Source organism: Planktothrix sp., assembly GCF_046067725.1.
GTDB lineage: Bacteria > Cyanobacteriota > Cyanobacteriia > Cyanobacteriales > Microcoleaceae > Planktothrix.
This window is the reverse complement of sequence record NZ_JBJUDF010000153.1, coordinates 19,744-41,779: the sequence shown is the minus strand read 5'-3', so window position 1 is coordinate 41,779 and position 22,036 is coordinate 19,744. Positions and strand designations below refer to the sequence as shown.

At 41.1% G+C, this 22,036-nt stretch carries 21 protein-coding genes; 10 read left to right on the top strand and 11 right to left on the bottom strand.

Features of this window, described 5'->3' with window-relative positions; all coding sequences use genetic code 11:
• Positions 1-148 precede the first annotated feature (148 nt).
• Positions 149-1,036: an ABC transporter permease gene (locus ACKPEB_RS09190; RefSeq protein ID WP_408964568.1), complete on the bottom strand. Its 888-nt coding sequence runs from the start codon at positions 1,034-1,036 to the stop codon at positions 149-151.
• A gap of 142 nt (positions 1,037-1,178) precedes the next feature.
• On the opposite strand from ACKPEB_RS09190, the gene ACKPEB_RS09185 reads away from it, so the two are divergent.
• Entirely contained in the window at positions 1,179-1,847 is a 669-nt protein-coding gene (locus ACKPEB_RS09185) for a sigma-70 family RNA polymerase sigma factor (RefSeq protein ID WP_408964567.1), read from the top strand.
• Positions 1,848-1,872: 25 nt separating this feature from the next.
• Here the strand turns inward: ACKPEB_RS09185 and ACKPEB_RS09180 are convergent, their stop codons facing one another.
• Positions 1,873-2,391 (bottom strand): hypothetical protein, encoded by a 519-nt coding sequence (locus ACKPEB_RS09180; RefSeq protein ID WP_408964566.1) that lies wholly within the window; start codon positions 2,389-2,391, stop codon positions 1,873-1,875.
• Between the two features lie 261 nt (positions 2,392-2,652).
• On the opposite strand from ACKPEB_RS09180, the gene ACKPEB_RS09175 reads away from it, so the two are divergent.
• Positions 2,653-2,955, top strand: coding sequence for a hypothetical protein (locus ACKPEB_RS09175; protein WP_408970058.1), 303 nt, complete (start codon positions 2,653-2,655; stop codon positions 2,953-2,955).
• 81 nt (positions 2,956-3,036) lie between these two features.
• Here the strand turns inward: ACKPEB_RS09175 and ACKPEB_RS09170 are convergent, their stop codons facing one another.
• The gene (locus ACKPEB_RS09170) at positions 3,037-3,606 is read right to left on the bottom strand and encodes a hypothetical protein (protein ID WP_408964564.1); all 570 of its coding nucleotides are present in this window, start codon (positions 3,604-3,606) and stop codon (positions 3,037-3,039) included.
• Between the two features lie 114 nt (positions 3,607-3,720).
• Here ACKPEB_RS09170 and ACKPEB_RS09165 point away from each other — a divergent pair, with 114 nt between their 5' ends.
• Positions 3,721-4,311: a rhomboid family intramembrane serine protease gene (locus ACKPEB_RS09165; RefSeq protein ID WP_408964563.1), complete on the top strand. Its 591-nt coding sequence runs from the start codon at positions 3,721-3,723 to the stop codon at positions 4,309-4,311.
• 359 nt (positions 4,312-4,670) lie between these two features.
• On the opposite strand, the gene cheB is transcribed toward ACKPEB_RS09165, so the two are convergent.
• The 8 genes from cheB to ACKPEB_RS09125 all read right to left on the bottom strand — a co-directional run bounded on the left by cheB (position 4,671) and on the right by ACKPEB_RS09125 (position 16,993).
• Positions 4,671-5,807, bottom strand: coding sequence for a chemotaxis-specific protein-glutamate methyltransferase CheB (gene cheB / locus ACKPEB_RS09160; RefSeq protein ID WP_408964562.1), 1,137 nt, complete (start codon positions 5,805-5,807; stop codon positions 4,671-4,673).
• Between the two features lie 88 nt (positions 5,808-5,895).
• Positions 5,896-8,496 (bottom strand): response regulator, encoded by a 2,601-nt coding sequence (locus ACKPEB_RS09155; protein ID WP_408964571.1) that lies wholly within the window; start codon positions 8,494-8,496, stop codon positions 5,896-5,898.
• 57 nt (positions 8,497-8,553) lie between these two features.
• Complete coding sequence (locus tag ACKPEB_RS09150) at positions 8,554-9,999, bottom strand: methyl-accepting chemotaxis protein (protein WP_408964561.1); 1,446 nt, start codon at positions 9,997-9,999, stop codon at positions 8,554-8,556.
• Positions 10,000-10,083: 84 nt separating this feature from the next.
• Positions 10,084-11,184, bottom strand: coding sequence for a chemotaxis protein CheW (locus ACKPEB_RS09145; protein WP_408964560.1), 1,101 nt, complete (start codon positions 11,182-11,184; stop codon positions 10,084-10,086).
• Between the two features lie 67 nt (positions 11,185-11,251).
• Entirely contained in the window at positions 11,252-12,859 is a 1,608-nt protein-coding gene (locus ACKPEB_RS09140; RefSeq protein WP_408964559.1) for a CheR family methyltransferase, read from the bottom strand.
• Between the two features lie 379 nt (positions 12,860-13,238).
• A complete protein-coding gene (locus ACKPEB_RS09135) occupies positions 13,239-14,993 on the bottom strand; it encodes a R3H domain-containing nucleic acid-binding protein (protein WP_408964558.1) in 1,755 nt (584 codons plus the stop codon).
• 113 nt (positions 14,994-15,106) lie between these two features.
• Positions 15,107-16,366 carry a circadian clock protein LdpA gene (gene ldpA / locus ACKPEB_RS09130; protein WP_408964557.1) on the bottom strand — a complete coding sequence of 420 codons (1,260 nt, stop codon included), beginning with the start codon at positions 16,364-16,366 and terminating at the stop codon, positions 15,107-15,109.
• A 150-nt stretch (positions 16,367-16,516) separates the two neighbouring features.
• Positions 16,517-16,993: an NAD(P)H-quinone oxidoreductase subunit N gene (locus tag ACKPEB_RS09125; RefSeq protein ID WP_408964556.1), complete on the bottom strand. Its 477-nt coding sequence runs from the start codon at positions 16,991-16,993 to the stop codon at positions 16,517-16,519.
• Positions 16,994-17,679: 686 nt separating this feature from the next.
• Between ACKPEB_RS09125 and rplC the strand changes: the two genes are divergently transcribed.
• The 7 genes from rplC (at position 17,680) to rpsC (ending at position 22,007) form a co-directional block, all read left to right on the top strand.
• The gene (gene rplC, locus ACKPEB_RS09120) at positions 17,680-18,369 is read left to right on the top strand and encodes a 50S ribosomal protein L3 (RefSeq protein WP_408964555.1); all 690 of its coding nucleotides are present in this window, start codon (positions 17,680-17,682) and stop codon (positions 18,367-18,369) included.
• Between the two features lie 14 nt (positions 18,370-18,383).
• Positions 18,384-19,016, top strand: coding sequence for a 50S ribosomal protein L4 (rplD, locus tag ACKPEB_RS09115; RefSeq protein ID WP_408964554.1), 633 nt, complete (start codon positions 18,384-18,386; stop codon positions 19,014-19,016).
• Complete coding sequence (locus tag ACKPEB_RS09110; RefSeq protein WP_408964553.1) at positions 19,009-19,323, top strand: 50S ribosomal protein L23; 315 nt, start codon at positions 19,009-19,011, stop codon at positions 19,321-19,323. The genes rplD and ACKPEB_RS09110 overlap by 8 nt, the downstream gene beginning before the upstream one ends.
• Before the next feature lie 168 nt (positions 19,324-19,491).
• Positions 19,492-20,355: a 50S ribosomal protein L2 gene (rplB, locus tag ACKPEB_RS09105; RefSeq protein ID WP_408964552.1), complete on the top strand. Its 864-nt coding sequence runs from the start codon at positions 19,492-19,494 to the stop codon at positions 20,353-20,355.
• Positions 20,356-20,423: 68 nt separating this feature from the next.
• Positions 20,424-20,702 carry a 30S ribosomal protein S19 gene (gene rpsS, locus ACKPEB_RS09100; protein WP_072719714.1) on the top strand — a complete coding sequence of 93 codons (279 nt, stop codon included), beginning with the start codon at positions 20,424-20,426 and terminating at the stop codon, positions 20,700-20,702.
• 186 nt (positions 20,703-20,888) lie between these two features.
• The gene (gene rplV, locus ACKPEB_RS09095; RefSeq protein ID WP_408964551.1) at positions 20,889-21,242 is read left to right on the top strand and encodes a 50S ribosomal protein L22; all 354 of its coding nucleotides are present in this window, start codon (positions 20,889-20,891) and stop codon (positions 21,240-21,242) included.
• A gap of 36 nt (positions 21,243-21,278) precedes the next feature.
• Entirely contained in the window at positions 21,279-22,007 is a 729-nt protein-coding gene (gene rpsC, locus ACKPEB_RS09090; protein ID WP_408964550.1) for a 30S ribosomal protein S3, read from the top strand.
• Positions 22,008-22,036: the final 29 nt, after the last annotated feature.

Genomic DNA, 22,036 nt, shown 5'->3' with positions numbered 1-22,036 from the left:
GCATCAAAACGAGAGTCATTAAATGAATAAATAATTAAGATTAAAATCGGTAAATAAAGAAAGGTAAATACAAGGGTTGCTTGGAGAGCTAATACTGGTTTTTTATAGGTTTGAATCCATTTTTCCAGGGGCGCTATTTTCATGATATTTATTCAATAGAATTTTCTGAATTAGAACTGCGGAAATAAATAAGAACTGGAATTAAAACTAATAGCATTAATCCCATTGATAAAGCTGATCCAAAAGGCCAATGACGAGCTTGTAAAAATTGATTTTGAATTAAATTTCCAATCATAACTGTTTTGGCTCCGCCGAGAATATCGGGGGTAATAAATGCACCTAAAGCGGGAATAAAAACGAGAATAGACCCTGCAAGAATTCCAGGGGAAGTTAAGGGTAAAATAATTCTGAAAAATGTTTTAATATCGTTTGCCCCTAAATCTTGAGCCGCTTCAACTAAGGAAAAGTTGAAGCGTTCAAGGATTGCATACAAAGGAAGAATCATAAACGGTAAATATCCATAAATTAAACCTACAATAACAGCAAAGGGAGTAAACAGTAAATTCAAAGGTTCTTGAATTAAATTTAAACTTTGCAGAACCGTATTAATCAAGCCTTCAGACCGCAAAATAATCATCCAAGCATAGGTTCTAACTAAAAAGTTAGTCCAGAAGGGAATAATCACTAAAAATAACAGTAAATTTCGCCAACGGGGGGAAATTGTGGCAATAAAAAAGGCTAAGGGATAGCCTATGATTAAGCAGATTAAAGTGGTTAAGGCAGCCAGTCCGAGGGAACGTGCAAAAATATTAAGATATAAATCATTGGCTAACCGTTGATAGTTTCTTAAGGTAAATTCCCAAGTTATGCCTCCATAAGTTCCTCGTTCTAAAAAACTATAAATTAAGACAATTACAAGGGGAATAATAAAGAAAATAACTAACCAAAGGGTGGGGGGAAGTAATAGAAGTAATAATTGTCGAGTTTTACGAGTTTTAAGGGGAAAATGGGATGATTTTTGTGGTAAAAAAGCCATAAATTAATATTAAGAAGATTAGAGTCAACGGATGAGAAGGTTTGGGGGAATGAATCTGGGTTTAAGAGTTGATTTCAGATCCAAGATCAGCTATTATGCAACGGGAAAACACATATCCAGCTAAAATTTGCTGTAGGTTACCGTGCAAACGCTCCATTTACCTGAATCAAGTCATCCTCTGGTCAAGTCTCTATTTCATCACAAAGACCAGGAATTGTTAACCCTGTTTCAGAATTATCCTGATCAGGGGAAATACTTTGTTGCTATTTTCTGCCGTTATGCGTTAATTGTCTATACTTTGATTCGTCATTCAGTGCGATCGCCTGTACAAGCTGATTATTTATTTTCTCAAACGTGGCGACATATTTTTTATGAAATGCGCCCTTTAAATTTAAGAGAACAAGATAATACAGAAGGGGGAACAACGCTACAAAACTGGTTAATTAATATCACTGCTATTTGTATTAACCAAGCGGATTTACCCCCGGTTGAATCGATTCAATATTCTTTATCTGTTGCACCTCCTCCTCTGTGGTGTTATGTGGGGTTAGTATTAGATACAATGGAACCTTTATTAAGGTTAATTCTGGTGATGGCGCAAACCTTTCATTGGAGTGAAACTCGAATTTCTGCCTATTTACAAGCCGAAGGAGAATCCGTTTCTCCCAATGAAGTCAAAGAGCTATTAAAAGGAGCTTATCGCGCATTAGGGGATAATTTACCTGCTGATATTCGGGAAATTTATTTTAATGATCAGACTTTAGCGTCTCCGTTAGAAGAAAATCCTGATCAACGAGTTTTTAAACTTTGAATCATACAATCAGATCAGCCTTGCATTAGTTTAAAAACACGCTTCCAGTTTCCGTAATATTCAAAGCTTTTGTATCAACATCTAAATCATTAGTGACTTGAAATTGTACTTCTAAAACTCCAGGGGACGTTGGCTTGGGTCTGACTAATAATAGCCCGCCATCTTGTCGCCGATAGGTTAAAGTAACCGGAGGTGAACCTTGGATTTGAATGGTGGCATTTTGGGCTAACCATTCTTCACGAGTACCCCCAATGAGTTGATATTTAATGGGTACATTTGCATTATTAATTAATTTAAGAGTGACGACTCCATTCACCGCCCCAACTCTAGCACTCGGTAAAGGGAACTGAGGGGGAATATCATCTTTTTTTGCATTATTTTCTGGGTTAGAAGTTGCCGTTGAAGGTGTTGTTGCAGGTGCCGATTGCGGTTGTGCTGACTTACCTGGAGGGGGGCCACCTGCTAATACCATTAGGGATAAATTGCTGAGTCCTGCGCTGAGTGTCAGGAATAAAACGATTAAAGGAAATCGGGTTGTTTTCATGATCTATCCTGCGTTAATCGAGATTGACAAAATTTGGGAGCAGTCGATGTAATCCAGTTTAATCTAAATTAACAATTTGTGGAAATAATTTGACTTTTGTTTAACTTTTACAGAAAATCCAGATTTGTTCAAGTCATCAGGTTTAGGATTGATCGGTTTTTACACAAAATTCAGACTTGGCTCTATAATAGGTGTATCGTCCTGATCTGATTTCCGTCAATAGGTAACAGGTTAAAACACAATATTGTTATCCGTCTCGCTATGAAATTGCTCAAAAAATTACCGATTTTGATCTTATCATTAAGTGTTGTGGTTATCTCTATTTTAGCGATCGCCAAACCTGGGTTTGCTTCACGCCATACTCACCCATTAATCGCTGAATGGATGCCAATTATTCCTGCTAAAATTGCCTGGGTAGCTCCTCAAATTTCTCAAAATAATCGGGTTAAACAACCTGTTAGCCTCAATCAAATTTCTGCAACTTTAGCTTCAACCTGGACAACCAATCACAACAACGCCTCCATTCCGGGATGCAATTGTCCTCAATGTCAATTAGCCGTTTAATTTCACTCCATGAAAAGACTTCTGGTGTTGAGTGAAATTAACAACAACATCAGAAGTTAGCAATAAATTATTAATCATTAATTAGAATTCCTTGGCTCTTTTCACCCAAGCTTCAATTCCTTTTTGAGTCGGTTTACCTGTCGTTGTAAATGCCCAAATCTGGCGTTTTTGTTGAGGGCCATAACTAATATGAATTGGTCGATTTTTCCCATAAAAATAAAGAGAATCAAAGGGAAGTTTTTGTTTTAAAATCCAATCCACTAATTCATCACTGTCTAACTCTACAATCAAGAAATCACAAGCCGCCCCTAATCGTTGACAGTAATAGTCTCCATTCTTTTTAACTTCATGAGCAATATGTTGATCCAGATTCGGGGCAACTCGACCATTTTTTAATCCAGTAATTGGGTCTTTCTTTTCTAAATAAATTCTTAAATCATGGGAACAAAATCCATAGGTTAGCTTAAATCTATCCAAAGTAAAATAATCAATAATTGGATCAATAATATAATAATTTAATTCTTTTAAAGCTTGAATCGATTCTCCTGAATTGGGATAGGGATTAATGTGATCTGAATATTTTTGATAAGTATTCGTACAGGTACAAAAATCATGCAAGCTCAAATATTTCCCTAATTGAACGTCTTTCATAGGTATTCGGCTCAATTTTTGGTTATCCTATAATTAATCATAGCCGAATGCGAAACGACGGTCTCTAGTTTTGTAGTTAACCCAAACACCTAATTGTCCTACCCTAAAGCCATTATGTCTCATCGCACTGAAACCTCTCTGACTCAGGAACTCAAAAGCCATATCCTCATTCTAGGTAGCATTGTTGCATTGCTATGGATTATTGAAATTATTGATTTTTTTGTATTTGGAGGCGCGTTAAATCGTTTAGGAATTCGTCCCCGTTATATCCAAGGGTTAGACGGCATTTTTTTTGCCCCCTTTTTACATGGAAACTTCCATCACTTAACTGCCAATACTTTACCCTTAATTACATTGGGTTGGTTTGTGATGCTGCGAGGTGTTAAAGATTTCTTTACTGTGACATTCATCACGATGATTGTTAGTGGTTTAGGAGTGTGGTTATTCGCTTCTCCCTATACTATTCATATTGGAGCAAGTGGCGTTATTTTTGGATATTTAGGATTCTTGCTATTAAGAGGATTTTTTGAACGGAGTTTCGTTTCTATTGTCTTATCCTTACTCGTGGGTTGGCTGTATGGCGGTTTATTGTGGGGCGTTTTACCCTTACAATATGGGATTTCTTGGCAAGGACATTTATTTGGATTGATCGGCGGTGTCTTCGCTGCACAAATACTAGCTAAATCTTACCGAACCAAAGCCTAATTTAATTTAAAATAGAGAGAATTTTTAATCAACATTAACTTTAAAAACGTTGATCAAGAATTAGTGATGAGGATTGAAACACTAATACACTTTTCCGATTTTGTATTTGTAATTGCAGCTATCGCAAAAATCCTGTTGGGGTTGGGTCTTCTAACCCCTATCATTTGTGTAGCAGCTGACCACAGTCCTCGTTTTTAAAATTTTATTTTTCGGATTTATTACTAATTTTAAATGAGATTTTATTTTCATATTAATAATCCTTTATTGCCAACCCAATACAGCAACAGCGAGTTAACAGACAACATTCCTGAATGAGTTGCCATTCCTCCTGACTCCTAACTTCTAACTTCTAGCCCCTGCTATAACCCCTTCACCCGATTTAACAAAAACGGAGCTATTTCACTAACAGGTAGGATATATTGAGCCGCCCCTAATGCAATGGCTTCTGCGGGCATTCCAAAGACTACACAACTGTCTTGATTTTGAGCAATCGTTAACCCTCCAGCCTCAGCAATGGCTTTCATCCCATCAGCCCCATCCCGCCCCATTCCTGTTAATAAAACCCCAGCCGCCGACGCTCCATAAAATTGAGCAACCGATTTTAAAGTAACGGTCACCGAAGGGCGATGACCACCTAAAGGAGGTGCAGTTGAGTAACTAAAGCGACCATTACGGCTCAATTCTAAATGATGTCCTTCTGGTGCAAAATAAACCCAGCCCGCTTGAGGCATTTCTCCTGCCGTCGCAATTTTAATTGATAAACGGCATTCTCCATCCAACCAAGTGACTAACCCTTGCAAAAATCCTTCAGTAATATGCTGAATACAAACCACCGGAACGGGAAAATTACTCGGAAGTTGAGTCAAAATGGTATGTAAGGCTTGAGGGCCACCTGTCGAGGCTCCAATGGCTAACATTCTAATCGTTTTACAACAGAGGACAGAAAGTTTTGAGAGATCAACCCCAGTGGACAAGGGAGGCGGTGAAAACGGTGTGCGAGCCACTGGGTCATGGGTGGGGGTTGGAATTGACGGTAGCTTGTTCACAGGAACAGATGATAAAGGTGGGGAAGATTTACGATGTTTCGTAAAAACTTTCACTCCCGAAAGCACTTTAATTTTTTGAATTAATTCCTGCCCAATTAACTCATAATCGGAAGCTAAACCCGTTTTCGGTTTCGGAAATACATCAACCGCCCCAGCATTTAACAGTTGAAAAACATTATGGGTATCATCAGCTTGAACGGAGGCACTAATCACTAAAATCGGACGAGGATAAAGCACCATGACTTCTTGAATAAATTCCAGTCCGTTCATCTGCGGCATATGAAAATCGGTACAAATCACATCCGGTTGTACAGTGGGAACTAATGTTAATGCTTCCTGACCTGTTCGAGCCGTTCCCACAACACAAAGGTCTGAAGAAATTGATAGAATTCGTTTCAGAATAATTAACGCAACCGGAGAATCTTCAACTAAGAGAACTCGAATTGGCATTTGTTAGGAGATGGTCAGTTGTTGGTTGACAGTCAACAGTTAAAAGTCAACGGTCAACGGGTTAGGGTGAGATACCCCCGCACCTAGATCATACCAGTCTTTTTAGAGTGTCTATCAAAACCTCTTGATTAAAAGAGGCTTTCGTAATGTAGGCATTTGCTCCGGCTTCTGCTCCTTTGCGTTTATCTTCATCAGAAGCAAGAGAGGTGACAAGAATAATCGGCAGTTCACTATATTCTTGATGTTGTCGAATTTTTGCGGTTAAACTTAATCCATCGAGATTTGGCATTTGGATATCAGAAACAACCGCATCAAAGGAACGAGTGGTAAGTTTATTAAACCCATCTAACCCATCAACAGCCGTGACCACTTCATAACCCGCAGATTCTAAAATTCGTTTTTCCTGGGTACGAGTTGCAATGGAATCTTCCACTAATAAAATCACAGGTTTATGGGCGGATGACTCCTGAATCTTTAATGAAGAACGCACAGGGGCAGATGTTATGGCTCCTGCTTGCTTGCGGACGGATTTAATTAAATCTTGAGGACTTAAAATAATACAAACTTCCCCTGTTCCTAAAATCGTTGCCCCTGCAACATTTCTCACCCGTTTTAACAACTGGCTTTGAGGTTTTAAGACAACATCTTGCTCATCAATTAACGCATCGACAAATAATCCTAATTTGTCTTCACCAACTTTTAAAATAATACAAGGTAAGGAAACATCAACCGCACCCAAAGTTTCATTTTTTTTCTGCTTTTGATTGGGTGAATTTCGCTGGCTTTCTCCTGAATTTGACCGTTGCCAATTTGTTGGAGTCAAGGAGGAATTTGGCTGATTAAAAGACTGAAGAAATGAAGGAGACATGGAAAGCAGAGATTGGGCATCTGTAGACCCAGTTCTTTCGGAATTAACAGTCGATTCAACTAAGCGAATTTCTAATAAATCTGAGAGTTGAGCCACTGAAATCGGTTGCTCTTCAAACACAATCGTTTCTCGCCCTTCAATGGAAAAAATTTCATGGGACATCACCAACCGAGTCATCTGGACAAACTCAACGGGAATAGCATAAGAAATCCCTTGAACCGACACAATTAAAACGTGAGCCGTTGCTAATGTCGTTCCTAATTGAATCCGAAATAAACATCCTTTTCCGGGTGTAGAATCAACTTGAATAATTCCTTTTAATCGTTCAACATTGGTTCGTACCACATCCATGCCAACACCCCGTCCTGATACTTCCGTGACCACCGTTCGGGTCGTAAAACCTGGAGTAAAAATTAAAGCATGAATTTGTTGGAGAGTCATTCCTAATAATTCTTCTGTTTGACAAATTCCTCGTTTTAAAGCGGTTTGTTTAATTTGTTCAATATCTAATCCTCGACCATCATCCTTAACTTCTAAAACAACATGGGTTGCCGTTTGATAACCTTTTAATTCAATTTTTGCAACGGTCAATTTCCCTTTTCTTTCCCGTTCTTCTGGCGTTTCGATTCCATGATCAATGGCATTTCTTAAAATGTGCATCAACGGATCTTTCATTTCTTCTAAAATCCGTTTATCAGCACGGGTATCTCCACCAGCAATCACTAATTCAATTTGTTTTCCTTGTTGTCGGGCTAAATCCCGTACCATTCGGGGAAATAAATTAAAAATTGTTGATAAAGGTAATAATCGCAGTGTCCGAACTCCATCTTCGAGTTCATCACTAATCGTTTCTAAGCGAGCAATATCTTCTGAAAAAGTATTTCTGAGTTGATTAATTAACTGTCCCAACTTTTCTAAACGTTCAGCACTGCGATGATAATAATTTTGGAGTTGCCCCATAGTTCCATTACTAGAATGATGTTGATTGAGGCGATTTTCTAAGTCATGAACAACAAACCGATTCACAAACGCATCTCGACTCCATTCTTCCCATAAACTGGTAATTTCTTCAATTTCATTCAATCGATGGGCAATGCGAATTTTTGTAACTGTTAATTCTCCTGTTTGGGTCATTAACCCATCTAAATTACTGGTCGGAACTCGAATAGTTTCAATTTTATAAGCCGTTTCTGGGGTAGCGACCACAGGAACCTTAGAATGAGAAGCCGTCTTGGAAATGAGTTCTGGGTTCGGTTCGGGGCTGGCTAAAACCGGAAGCTTAGAATCAGAAGCCATCTGGGAAATCGCTTCTGAGTTCGGTTCTGGGGTGGCTACAACCGGAATCGGAGCAAGTTTCTCCTTCTGTGTCTGTGGAGGTTCAACCCCTACAGAGACAGGGACTGGGGGAGCACCGGGATCGGGGGGAGCACCGGGAGGACTAACAGGTTTGGCCCCCATGAGATAGGCAAGACTTTGAAAGGTATTAATTCCAGAGGCTTCTCCGGTGACTGCCTCATGAACTAATTGACCTATGGCATCAATACCATGGGAAATCCGATCAACTAATTCAGCAGAAAGAGTGGTTTCTTGACGTTTTAAACTGCCTAATAAATGTTCAATTTGGTGGGCTAAAGTGGCAATATCCTTTACCCCCAGCATTCCCGCATCCCCTTTTAGGCTATGGGCTTCTCGCAATAATTCTTCTAGTTTTGTCGTATCATTGGGATTTTTCTCCAGATATAACAATCCATCATCCAAGTTTTGCAAATGTTCTGCACTGGCGGTTTTAAAAACTTCTCGCAGTTCATCATCTTCAATCATCATAGGTGCTTAATCCTTTGACTGTAATTCAATATAGTTTAATTTTTGCAACAGTTATTAAACAATGGAATTGAGGTCTAAGGCAACTTCATTCAATTTTTGCATTCCTATTTTTGCTTGACCTAAACCATTGGCTGTTTCTCCCACACCTTGGCTTAAACTATTCATGGCATCTAAAATCTGTCCAATGGCAATCGCTTGTTGTTTAACATTCAGAGAAATTTGTTGATTATTCAAAACCACATTATTTACGGCTTCAGCGACCCCTGCAAAGGCATCTGCCGTTTCTTTGGCTAATTCCACACTGAATAACACTGTTTTTGTGCCTTCTTCGGTTGCCATAACCGTTGAATTAATTGCCATTAAAATATCAGCAACTAAAGTATTAATTTTTAAAGCCGATTTTCGACTTTCATCCGCTAATTTCCGAATTTCTGTTGCAACAACCGCAAATCCTTTCCCATGTTCTCCGGCTCGAACTGCTTCCACCGCAGCATTTAAAGCTAACATATTGGTTTGATTTGCTAAATCACTAACCAATTCAGAAATATTCCCAATTTGATTAGTTTGTTCACTTAATCGAATAATTTGTTGAGCAATGGCTTCCACTTTGACCTGAAGATTTCCCATCCCTTCTAAGGTACTATTGACCGCTTGTTTCCCCCCTTCTGTTAATCCTAAAGCTTGTCTAGCTCCAAATGTTGCTGACTCAGCTTGTTGGGCAGTTGATTGAGAAGAAGCACTTAATTCATCCATTGTGGTTGTTGTTTGATGGACAGAAGCCGCCTGTTGATTTGCCGTTCGTTCTTGTTCTTCGATGGTCGCTGCAATTTCAGTGGAAGAAGTTGCAATCACCTGTGTGGCGCGATGAATAGTTCCACTAATATTAACGGCAATGGATAAAGCAATTCCAATCGCTCCAATTAAAATTAAAATTGAACCCAAGATTAAAGCATATAATAACCATTGTAAAGATTCTTCGGTATTGTCAGTTTGTTGTGCTAACACTGAGCGTTCAAAGTCTGAAAACTTTAAGCTTTGAGCATCAAACTCCTGCACATATTGAGTACCAATTCTGGCTTGCTCAATGGCTAATTCAATTTTACCTTCATTTACTAAATTAAAAGCTTTTCGAGCAATAACATCATATTGTTTAACATAATTATTGAGATTATTTAAACGTTGTTTCTGCTCTTCACTGATAATTAAAAGAGCGATATCCTGAGAGGCTTCCCTGTAAGTATTCAATGCGATTTCATATTCATTGATAAATTCTGCATTTTTTAAGGATAAATATCCCCTAAGATTCCGAATCATTCCTTGAGCACCGCGCTCCATCAAGTTAACTTCTAAAATTACATTTTGAACTCGCTCTACTTCTTTAAAAATATTAGAAACTTGGTTGATGCTTCCGTATACTATTACCGTGAGTCCAATGAACAAAGAAACGGGAATAGTATAGCCTAATAATAATCGTTCTCTGAGTTTTAAGTTAGTTAGCATTTTATTTTTTTTATTGACGGTTGACAATTGACAGTTTAAGGTTGGCTATTGGCTGGAAATCAAAAACCAACAAGCTACCTCATTTTAAACTTCTTGATCTACCACTAATTCACCTTGAGTCATAATTTTTGTAACATTGAGAATACTCATCATTTTGTCTTTATAAAAAGCTGTCCCTTGTAAATATTCATCCTGTTTCAAATGAACCGCAGTTGGAATTGTTTTAATCTCAGATTCTTTGAGGTACATAACATCATAAATTCCTTCAACTAATATTCCTGACACAATATCATGAATTTTAATAATCATTGCTTTAGATAAAGTTTGTGATCTTTCTAAAGGTAAATTCACCAAACCTCGAATATCAACTAAAGTTAAAATTTCCCCTCGTAAATTCATATTTCCGACAATATGGGGAGGAGTACAAGGAATGGGTGTGACATGATGAATATCGGTAAACTCTCGGATAATCTCTAAATTAACCCCAAAGTATTCTCCATTTAAACCAATCACCGCTAAAGGTACTAAACCTACAAAATCTTGGTTCTCCAAGCAACGCCTTAAATTTTTAGCTCGTTCTTGAAAAATAGCCCGTTCTTCTGGCGTTGCTTCCGGGCAAAACACAAAATTATGTTGAGTTTTGAAATTAAATTTTGTTGAAAATTCAGTGAATTGTTCCTGTTGATTTTCTTCCAGATGACTCTCGGCTTTGTCTAAATTAATATCCCTTAAGGAGTGACTAATATACTGAATTAGAGTTTCAGGATTCAAAATCATGACTAAATATTCATCGACTTGAGCAATTCCTTGAATATAATAAGAATTATGAACTGAATTGAATTCCTGCTGGAGATGATAAGCGAGTTCAGTTTTAATCGTATCAGTTGCGATGAATTGGACTTCATAAACTTCATTAACAATAATTCCGATTCTAATATTATTAAATTTTAAAAGAATGACCCGATCTAATATAGAATATTTGGCAGGAGGATAACCTAATCGAATGCTGAGATCAATAATTGGGATTAACTCCCCACGTACATTAATTAAACCCACTAAATCATTAGGAGCCGAAGGAACTGGAGTTAATTCGGGTAGGAAAAAAATCTCTTGAACCGCAGACGCTGTGATAGCATAACGCATCAACTGAATTGCAAAAATAAGATAAGCATGATTACTATTCATAGGTCGAGTTTTGTCTTGGGTGTTTTAGTGTCAGTGAACAGTCATTTAGGATATTAATAGTTAACCATTAACAGTCAACAGGTAAATGTTTCCTTTCTAAAAAAACAATTAAATCTTCAGCCGTTACTCCTTCTAAATGTTCAATTCTCATATTGGGGGGTAAGGATTTGAGCAGCCCTAAAGCGGTACTATACATTTTAATCGCTCTTGTATCATCTCCCTCTTGTTCATAAATCGATGCAAGTTCCAGATAAGCAGGAACCGATGAAGGCAGCAAATAAATAATCCGTTTAGATAATAATTTAGCTCCCGTAAAATCTTCTTGTTCTTGAGCAATCCGCAGCAATAAATAATAAGTAGAAATCGATAAAGAATCTATTTCCAGAGCTTTTTTACAGTAAAAAACTGCTTTTTCGTATTGTCCTAAATTTGCGGATGCTTGTGCTAATAAATAATAGGCATCAAATTGAATTTCAGGTTTTAGATTTCGGGCTAAAATTCTGCCTTCCTGTCCTCCTAGTGTTAATTCCTGAGTTCTACTTCCCAGTTCCCGATTGATTAAAAAATGGTGACTACTTTGAAGGAATTGCTCAACTTTCTGAATCACTGTTTTATACTGTTTATTTTTAAAAAATTGTTTGGCTTCTTCCAAAGTGTTTTTAGAACCATTATTGGATTCACGTTGATAACTCTCCTGTTTATTATTCGCCTTATTTTGTAGATATAAATCAGATAAAGGCAAATGATGATCAACCTGGCTATTTTGATTAAAATTAATTGGAGCTTGAACTAAAACAGATTCTTCAATCAAAATAATCGGCTTTTGATAAACAATAGATTCCGGGTAAATCTTGGTTTGAAATCGCTCAATCGCATTCCGTTCGGAAAGCTCAGAACAAGCTTGATGATTTAATTCTGCATGACCTGTAATTAAATAACCTCCCGGTTTCAGAACTTGATGAAATTTATAAACAACTTGATTGATATACTCTTTTTCAAAATAAACAAATACATTTCGACAAATAATTAAATCAACATCTTGAATCGCTGTATAATTAGGATCATAATACTGATCTTTGACTAAATTCAACTTGAAAAACTTCACTGAATTCTGAGTCAAAGAGTTGATTTTCCACTCTTGTCCTTGTCTCAAAAAATATTGATTTCTGATATCGGGATCAACCATGCGAAAAGACCAAGCTGTATACAACCCTTGTTTACCTTTGTTTAAGGCTTCTTCATTAACATCAGTTCCCAAAATATTAATATTCCAGCTATTCCAATCAGGAAGTAATTGTTGCAGCAAAATTGACAAAGTATAAGGTTCTTCTCCCGTTGAACAACCGGCACTCCAAAGGGTTAAGGTTTTTGTTTTTTGTCGTGACTCGATTAACTCCGGTAAAATCACCCGTCGCAGTAAATTAATTTGACCTTGATCTCTAAAAAAATAACTTTCAATCGTTGTAATCAAAGGAATTAATTGTTTCCATTCCTGCTGGCTTGTTAGAGTATCCGCACTTAATAAATTAAAGTAAGCTTCGGGGTTTAGTAATTTCAAAGCTTTAACTCGTACCTTAATCTTTTGAGTCAATCCAGCATAGTCTTGTAACCGAATGGATAATCCCATCTGAGTCGCAATAAGCTGAATAAAACGTTCGATTAGTTCTGGTTCCATGAGCAATGTCAGGCGGTGAGAAGAGCGTTAAATAAAAATTATCAGAAAAATCCAACCAGAGGGCGGGTTTTTAAAATAATGAAAGGCTGTGGTGAAAAGTAGACTCTGATCAATAAATTATACGATTTCTTGTTAAAAACTAACAGATTTGACTAACGAACAGGAGAAGAGGAGCAGGGGGAGAAGAGGAGAAGGGGGGGATGAGGAGAAGAGGAGCAGGGGGGATGAGTTAGGCCTGCGTATCCATCCCGATAAATTGGGGAGGAGATAAGTAAGGAGGAAGACGAGAAAAAGAGCATTTTTTTTCGATTCCTTCCCCTGCCTCCCCTGCTCCCGGTGCCTCCCCTGCTCCCGGTGCTCCTCTTCTCCCTCTTCCATCTTAAGCGGGATAAATCCGCAAACGACGATTCGGTTCTTCCCCAAAACTATTCGACTTCAAGCGATAATGTTCTACTAATTCATGCTGCATTTTTCGGACTTGGGGAGACCGAGGTAGCAATTCCACAGGTTGTCCCTTGGGAATCACAATTTGTTCCACAGCCAAACGTGCTTCTTCTAACGCTTCAATTTCATCAGAAGAACCACCCGACGCAAACAAACTTAAATCAGCAATCTCCGGGGTACTGGGATCTTCCATGTTCAATAAACGGCGCAGTGCCCGTGCAATTTGGGGGGGTGTTCCTGATTTAATCGTATGGATCGGAATTTGACGAGTTTTGGCAACATGACGCATTTTCGATTGATTCCGAATATGCGATCGCAACGCTAATACCACATCAGCACTATCAATATCCTTTGTCAAGATCACAGGTAAAGATAAAGTCTGAATCACCTGTTCAATTTGGTGGCGAGGAATCCCATAGGGATAAATACTTAAAGACGAACCCTCCCCCAGATTTTGAATCAAAGGAAATTCTTCATGACTGTGCCATTGTGTCACCCCAGAAAACGACTGTTCCAACAGTTGTTCAAAATATTGAGATTCCGATGTCGCTTTTTCTAATTTTTCCGATACAGTAGGAACCGCCATCATTTTTCCTGACCCTCGTAACCCTCGAAGACCGGGCATCGTAGCCACTGGTTCACGGGATTTACTCGGTGAGCGTCCTTCTAAAGAAACAGGAGTTGGGGGAGTATATCGTTCTTCCACAATGTTGACTTCACCTTCATCATTGAGAGTCCGAATTTGCAATGTCGGTTGCAGTCCCCGTAATAAATGATCAATCGTTGTCGCGACCGATTCATGCACAACCCATCGTTGCTGCTCTAGCATTTCAATAGCAATATCAAAGGTCGGGGGTGCTTTCCGTTCTAACACCGTTTTTTGAGATCCGCGCCGTCGAGCTTCATCATCTCCTAAAGTAACCGCTTGAATTCCCCCAATTAAATCTGCTAAAGTAGGGTTTTTCATTAAGTTTTCAATGCGATTACCGTGGGCTGTGCCAATCAATTGTACCCCCCGTTCTGCAATCGTCCGAGCCGCTAAAGCTTCTAGCTCTGTACCAATCTCATCAATGACAATCACCTGGGGCATATGGTTTTCCACAGCCTCAATCATGACTTGATGTTGTAGTTCAGGACGAGCCACCTGCATCCGACGTGCTCTTCCAATGGCAGGATGGGGAATATCTCCATCCCCAGCAATTTCATTAGAAGTATCAATAATCACCACCCGCTTCTCTAACTCATCAGCTAATACACGAGTAATTTCTCGCAGTGCCGTTGTTTTCCCAACCCCAGGACGACCCAGCAGTAAAATAGATTGACCCGTTTCTACCAAATCTCGGATCATTCCTATTTTTCCAAAGACTGCTCGACCCACACGGCAAGTTAAACCAATAATTTTTCCGGTACGATTACGAATTGCGCTAATTCGATGTAACGTTTGTGATAGTCCGGCTCGGTTGTCGCCACTAAACTCCCCAATCTGCGAGATGCAATGTTCCAGATCTTGCAAAGACACAGGGAGTTCTGAGAGATATTCGGCAGAATTCGGAAAACGAGCTTCTGGAAGACGGCCTAAATCCATCACAATCTCAATCAACGTATCTCGTTGCGGATGCTGTTGCAAATTCTGCCGAATTTCATCGGGAACAACTTCAAGTAATCTGTTCAGGTCGTCTGTAATTTGCATACTCAAATCAGTAAACAGTAAACAGTTAATCAGTTATCAGTTATCAGTTAACGGTGATAAATTATTAGTTATTTGCATGAATGCTAAAAACCAAAACGTTTATTAATCACTCATTACGGATAACTGATTCCTGATTTGAGTTGGGAAACAAGAGTAGAGGCTTTACCCACCGCTTGCCACAGCAAGTCAGGGTTCGCTTCAAGTAGAGAGCTACCATAGCCTGTCTCTACCTGATGAAATGTCCTGTCCTCATTCAAAAATTCAGGTCTTGGGGAAAGCCGTTTCTCCCCAGGCAGAGATTGTGTCTTGAATTTTAGAGTTTGGCGGGATTCTAACTCCTCTAAAATGGGTGATAACAGGACACGCGCATAGCTTCCATAGGCTATACCAGCCACCCAATGACCGTCATCAATTGAACGGATACCATTTTCAATGGACGGTTGAACAGGTCTATCAGGTAAGTGACGAACGGAGTTGATCACAGGTGGATGATCCGTAACCGATGATTGTAAAAGCCCAAGGGATTTGAGCTTGGCTACAGTATAATCGTTTGTGCCACCAGCAAGTTGTACATATCCCGGTAAATTTGCCGATAAAATTTTTTGACACAGTTTCACGGTTTTGGTGGTCGTACCTACCCCAATATCTCCACTCATCGGTCGCCCATCGGTTTGCCAAATTAACGGGCACTCAAGGGGAGTGATCAGCTTATATAAAGTTTGGAGATATTCAACCACACCCTCTCCATCCGGGCAGCTAATCGCAATTAATTTGAGTTTTTGAAGATACGGTTGAATACTATTCCACAGCCGTTTAAAGTCGGTTTCTCGCCCAATTTGGGTATGAATTTCCAGCGCATCTACTCCAGTTTGTAAAATTAACGGCGCAATCACATCGGGACGGTAAACGTAAGAACGGGCATAAATCAGATCACTAGGACAAATTGGAATACAGCGTCCGCAACCATAACATAATTGATCAATAACACCGGATTTGACCGGGGAAAATTGGATCGCCCCTGTGGGACAAACCGTTTCACAAGGTCGTTTGCAACTTGATGGACAAGCAGTCGCCTCAAATTCGGCTTTGCGAAAATGGGGATCTTCACCATCATTGAGACTGACCATTAACCAAGGACGATAGCGATAACCAAATCCCAAAGCTTGAGCTTGTTCACCTAAAGATTCGGCTTGTACTAAGGCTTCCTGAGTCATCGCAATCACCGCCGGATCTGCCGCCACATCAATACAGTCTGCCCCTGCTAAGGTATAAGCTAAGGTTAAACTTCTCACCGCAGGTAAATATTGGTAACTAGCTCCGCAAATCAGCTTAAACCAATTACCTTGTTGTAATGCGGTTAATGGGGAATTCATTTGTCGTCACACTGTCTATCATAGCGAAGTAAGTAAGACTCCTGCTACACTCCTAGGAGTTAACGGAGAATCAAGATCTAAAGTTAAAAAAATAAGTTGGGTGAAGACCCAACTCATTTGGCAACTTAAACTCCCAATTAACAATAAAGTTCAAGCTGCCACGTTGACATCCTTAAGGGGTGTCCACTGCACCACTCTGGCTCCACCCATCTCCACCACCAGCTTGAGACGAGGTTCTTGCTGGGGGAGTTGAGTTAAATACGCCACTTCTTGACTCGACAAAATATGACCTTCAATGATCCAGAGGACTAAACCTTTCGATTTCGCAGGGAGTTGATCTAACTGTGTATTTAAAATGGGTGGAACATAATAAACATTACCCACGGCTGCGTCATTACCACTGCTTTTTTTGCCTAAGTGGGGAGGACGAACCCCATGAACGCTTGTTAAATAGGCTGCTAAATCTCCTAAACCTCGTGCAGACAGATTATAGGTTGTATATCCATTCGCTCGTAACCGACGACGATACCGCCCCTCAAATCCTCCTTCAAGGGGAATATACAGCCCTAAAGCTCCGTATGTTTCTAAATCTCGAATTAACTTGCTCCCGGTTGTAATCAATGGCATAACTCGATCATGAACCTCATTTACTAAATCTGGCTTATCTTCGCTTGAAATATTTTGACATAATCTCCCGCTTCATTGATGCTACGTCGCTGATCCCAACTTCCCTAGATTTAATACAAATCTTATCCAACTTCGGCTTAACCCTTGACAGTTAATTAAAATTACCCTAAAATCAAAAATTGTCGCTAATTGGGCAAATACTGTTGGCTTCCCCAAAGCTAAATTTCTAGGCGGTGAAAGCGTCGTGTTAGCGGTGTTTGCTCCAAGGAATTAGTGATTGGGCATCAATCAGTGAAGCCGAATCCGCCAGGAAACAGCAACCCACTGACATTAAACCCTACACAAATTCAGCATCAATGTAGAGAAGAGGTTTTCTCACACTCTACATCGGGTTTAAGCCGTCAGAACAGGATACTGAGTAGCGTGCTGCTCAAGTCCCGGCGACATACGGGCAGAATCGAGGGCTATCCTCGATCCGCAAACAGCTTAAAACTTGTTGATAGCCTGAAACTGTTCTAAACTCCCCAGGGTTGATCCTCCTAAAACGGCGGGAGACCATTTTGGTGTGTTTAAACATCCACAAGCCATTTTCAAAAAAAGATGTCTTGTGCATTTCAGCAAGCGGATTCTTCCTAACGGTTGATCCGAACTTTATTGTAATGCGTAGAAAAGAGAGGCTAGTTTAAGTGTCTGTAGGTATCCTCGGCACAAAAGTCGGCATGACCCAAGTGTTTGAAGCGGAAAGCGGAAAAGCAATTCCCGTCACCGTCATTCAAGCGGGGCCTTGCATTGTTACCCAGATTAAAACCGAACAAACCGATGGTTACACTGCCATCCAGTTAGGATACGGTGAAGTTCCCGATAAAAAACGCAAGCTTAATACCCCTAAATCTCCCAGCAAAGAGGTGAACAAGTATCTCAGCAATGCGGAACAGGGACATTTAGCCAAATCTGGCGGAACCCTGGTGCGTCACCTCAAAGAGTATCGCGTCAGCGAAACCGGAAACTTTGAATTAGGTCAACAACTCAAAGCGGACATTTTCACCCCCGGACAACTGGTGGATGTGAGTGGAACTAGCATGGGTCGTGGTTTTTCGGGTTATCAAAAACGCCATAACTTTAAACGGGGCCCGATGGCTCACGGTTCAAAAAACCATCGTCTTCCCGGTTCAATCGGCCCTGGAACCACCCCAGGACGGGTTTACCCCGGAAAACGCATGGCCGGACATTATGGAGCCAGCCAAGTCACCACTCGCAAATTAACCGTTGTGCGTGTTGATCCTGAACGTAACCTGCTGTTAGTCAAAGGGGCAGTTCCTGGCAAACCCGGTGGTTTGTTAAGTATCGCACCCGCTAACTTAGTCGGTGGCAAGTAGAGGAGAAAACAACCATGGTTGATTGTGTAGTCCGAAATTGGCAGGGTGAAAGCGTAGGACAAGCAACCCTTGACCTGAAAGTCGCATCCGAAGAAAATGCCAGCCACATTGTCCATAGAGCCTTAGTACGGCAAATGGCGAATGCTCGTCAAGGCACAGCCAGCACCAAAACCCGTTCAGAAGTTCGAGGCGGGGGGCGTAAACCTTGGCGTCAAAAAGGAACCGGTCGCGCTAGAGCAGGTTCCATCCGGTCTCCCTTATGGCGAGGCGGGGGGGTGATTTTTGGGCCTAAACCCAGAGATTATTCCCATAAAATCAACCGCAAAGAAAGACAATTAGCACTGCGAACAGCGTTTCAAAGTCGCGTTGAAGATCTGATTGTCGTTGAAGAATTTGCGGATCAGTTTTCTCGACCCAAAACCAAAGACTTAGTATCGGCGATGACCCGTTGGGGCATTGACGCCGAAGCAAGAGTGCTCTTGGTGTTACCTGAGAAACAACCCAACGTTTACCTATCCGGTCGCAACATCCCCAAACTCAGAATGTGCTTGGCCGATAGCCTCAACGTTTATGACGTGCTGGCGGCTGACAAAATCGTCACCACGGCTGCTGCTCTTGCCAAAATTCAGGAGGTTTACGGTGACTGAATTTCATCATAATTCGGCCGATCTGATTGATTTGGTCAAGCGTCCCATTGTGACTGAAAAAGCGACGATGTTAATGGAGCGCAATCAGTTCACCTTTGATGTTGATCTCAAGGCAACCAAGCCGATGATCAAACAAGCAATTGAACTGTTATTCCCCGTTAAAGTTAAAGCCGTTAATACCTTAATTCCGCCTCGGAAACGTCGTCGGGTCGGTAAATTTGTTGGGTATAAACCACGCTACAAACGGGCAATTATCACTTTGGAGGATGGGGAGCCTCTGCGTAAGGTTCTGTTCCCAGAGGTGTAATCAGTTATCAGATCATCTGCCATCAGGAATTAGTCAAAAAGTTCAAAGTTAATCGTTAATCCTTAAAACTTAAACAGCATTAAGATTTAACTGACAACTGAGCACTGACAACTGATAACTGAGCACTGGCAACTGATAGAGGAATTGAAAAGAATCTAAGGATTAAACATGGGAATTCGTTCATACCGACCCTATACCCCCGGAACACGCCAACATACAGTTTCCGATTTTTCAGAAATTACCCGCTCTGAACCGGAACGTTCTTTAACGGTTTCCTTACACCGCGATAAAGGACGGAATAACCGGGGTGTGATTACTTGTCGCCATCGCGGAGGCGGACATAAGAAACTGTATCGGATTATTGATTTCCGCCGGGATAAACACAACATCCCTGCCAAAGTGGCTGAGATTGAATACGATCCCAACCGCAATGCTCGGATTGCCCTGTTGTACTACACCGATGGCGAAAAACGCTATATTCTGCATCCGGTGGGATTAAAAGTCGGAACTATGATTGTTTCCGGCCCCGATGCGCCCATTGAAATCGGCAATGCCCTGCCCTTAGCTAAAATCCCGTTAGGGACAGAAGTTCATAACGTTGAATTAGTGCCCGGTAAAGGGGGACAAATTGTTCGGGCTGCGGGTGCAACCGCTCAAGTGATGGCAAAAGAAGGTAACTATGTCACATTGAAACTGCCTTCTGGAGAACAACGGAAAATTCCAGCCAAATGCTACGCCACCATCGGACAAGTTGGCAACATTGATGCTCGTAACATCAGCATCGGGAAAGCCGGTCGTACCCGTTGGAAAGGTCGTCGTCCTGAAGTTCGTGGTAGCGTCATGAACCCTGTAGATCACCCTCATGGTGGTGGAGAAGGACGCGCCCCCATCGGTCGCTCTGGCCCGGTTACACCTTGGGGTAAACCCGCTTTAGGGGCGAAGACTCGCAACAAGAAAAAACGCAGTACCGCTTTAATTGTTCGTCGTCGTCGCAAATCCTCGAAACGGGGTAAAGGTGGACGGCAAACTTAATCTTGTTGTCTGTTGCTTGTCAACGGCCAACGGTCAACGGTTAACTGTCAACTGTCAACACATTAACTATGTCTCGTTCTCTCAAAAAAGGCCCATTTGTGGCGGATCATCTCCTCAGCAAAGTTGAAAAATTAAATGCCAAAGGAGAGAAACAAGTCATCAAAACTTGGTCAAGAGCATCCACGATTATCCCCCAAATGGTCGGTCATACCATCGCTGTCCATAACGGAAAACAGCACGTCCCTGTGTTTGTTACCGATCAAATGGTGGGTCATAAATTAGGGGAATTTGCGCCAACTCGCACCTTCCGGGGTCACGCCAAAAGTGACAAAAAAGCTCGCCGTTAATCAGTTATCAGTTAACAGTCACCAGTCATCAAGAGTAGCGTTGATGTTGGGAATTCAAGGTTAACAACCGACATCCCTATCAATTGGCAGCAACCTGTGACTCCCTATGGCAAGTCTCTACAACTGATTACTGATTACTGATTACTCATTACTGATTACTGATTACTGATTACTGATTACTCAATCATGGCTACAGATACTAGCACTGAAGTAAAAGCGATCGCCCGTTACATTCGGATGTCACCTTCTAAGGTCAGACGAGTTTTGGATCAAATTCGGGGGCGATCCTATCGAGAAGCTCTGATCATTCTGGAATTCATGCCCTATCGCTCTTGTGAACCGATTCTCAAGGTATTACGGTCTGCGGTAGCGAACGCTGAACATAATCAAGGCTTAGATCCAGCAAACTTAGTGATTTCTCAGGCTTACGCCGATCAAGGCCCTAGCATCAAACGGTTTAGACCCCGTGCCCAAGGTCGGGCTTACCAAATTCGCAAGCCGACTTGTCATATTGTGGTTGCTGTCGCCCTAAAAGCGTAAACAACTCAGAATTGAAAACCTCATCCTTAATCTGCTATGGGACAAAAAATTCATCCTGTTGGGTTTCGACTGGGAATTACCCAAGAGCACAGATCTCGTTGGTTTGCTGATTCCAAACAGTATCCTGAACTGTTACAAGAAGACCATACCATTCGGGAATTTGTTCGCAAAGAACTCAGCAATGCCGGGATTTCTAAAGTCCGAATTGAGCGCAAAGCCGATCAAATCGATTTAGAAGTCCAAACCGCTAGACCCGGTGTTGTCGTTGGTCGGGGAGGAACAGGGATTGAATCTCTGCGCCTCGGTCTTCAGAAAAAACTGGGGTCACATCGGCAAATTCGGATCAACGTGGTAGAAGTTGCCCGGGTTGATGCTGATGCCACCTTGATTGCCGAGTATATCGCCCAACAACTAGAAAAACGGGTTTCCTTCCGTCGGGTTGTGCGTCAAGCGATTACACGGGCGCAAAAAGCTGGAATTGAAGGCATCAAAATTCAAGTCAGTGGTCGGTTAAACGGTGCAGAAATTGCCCGAACCGAATGGACTCGTGAAGGCAGAGTTCCTCTCCATACCCTGCGGGCCGATATTGACTACGCCTACTGTACCGCTTTAACCATTTACGGGATTCTGGGTGTTAAAGTTTGGGTCTTCAAGGGCGAAATTATCCCTGGGCAAGAAGAAGTGGCTGCTGCAACGACCAATCAACCCCGTCGTAATCGGCAACCCCGTCGTCAAAAATATGACGATCGTTCTAACGAAGGATAAAGAACAACATCAAACCCCAAATCGAACAC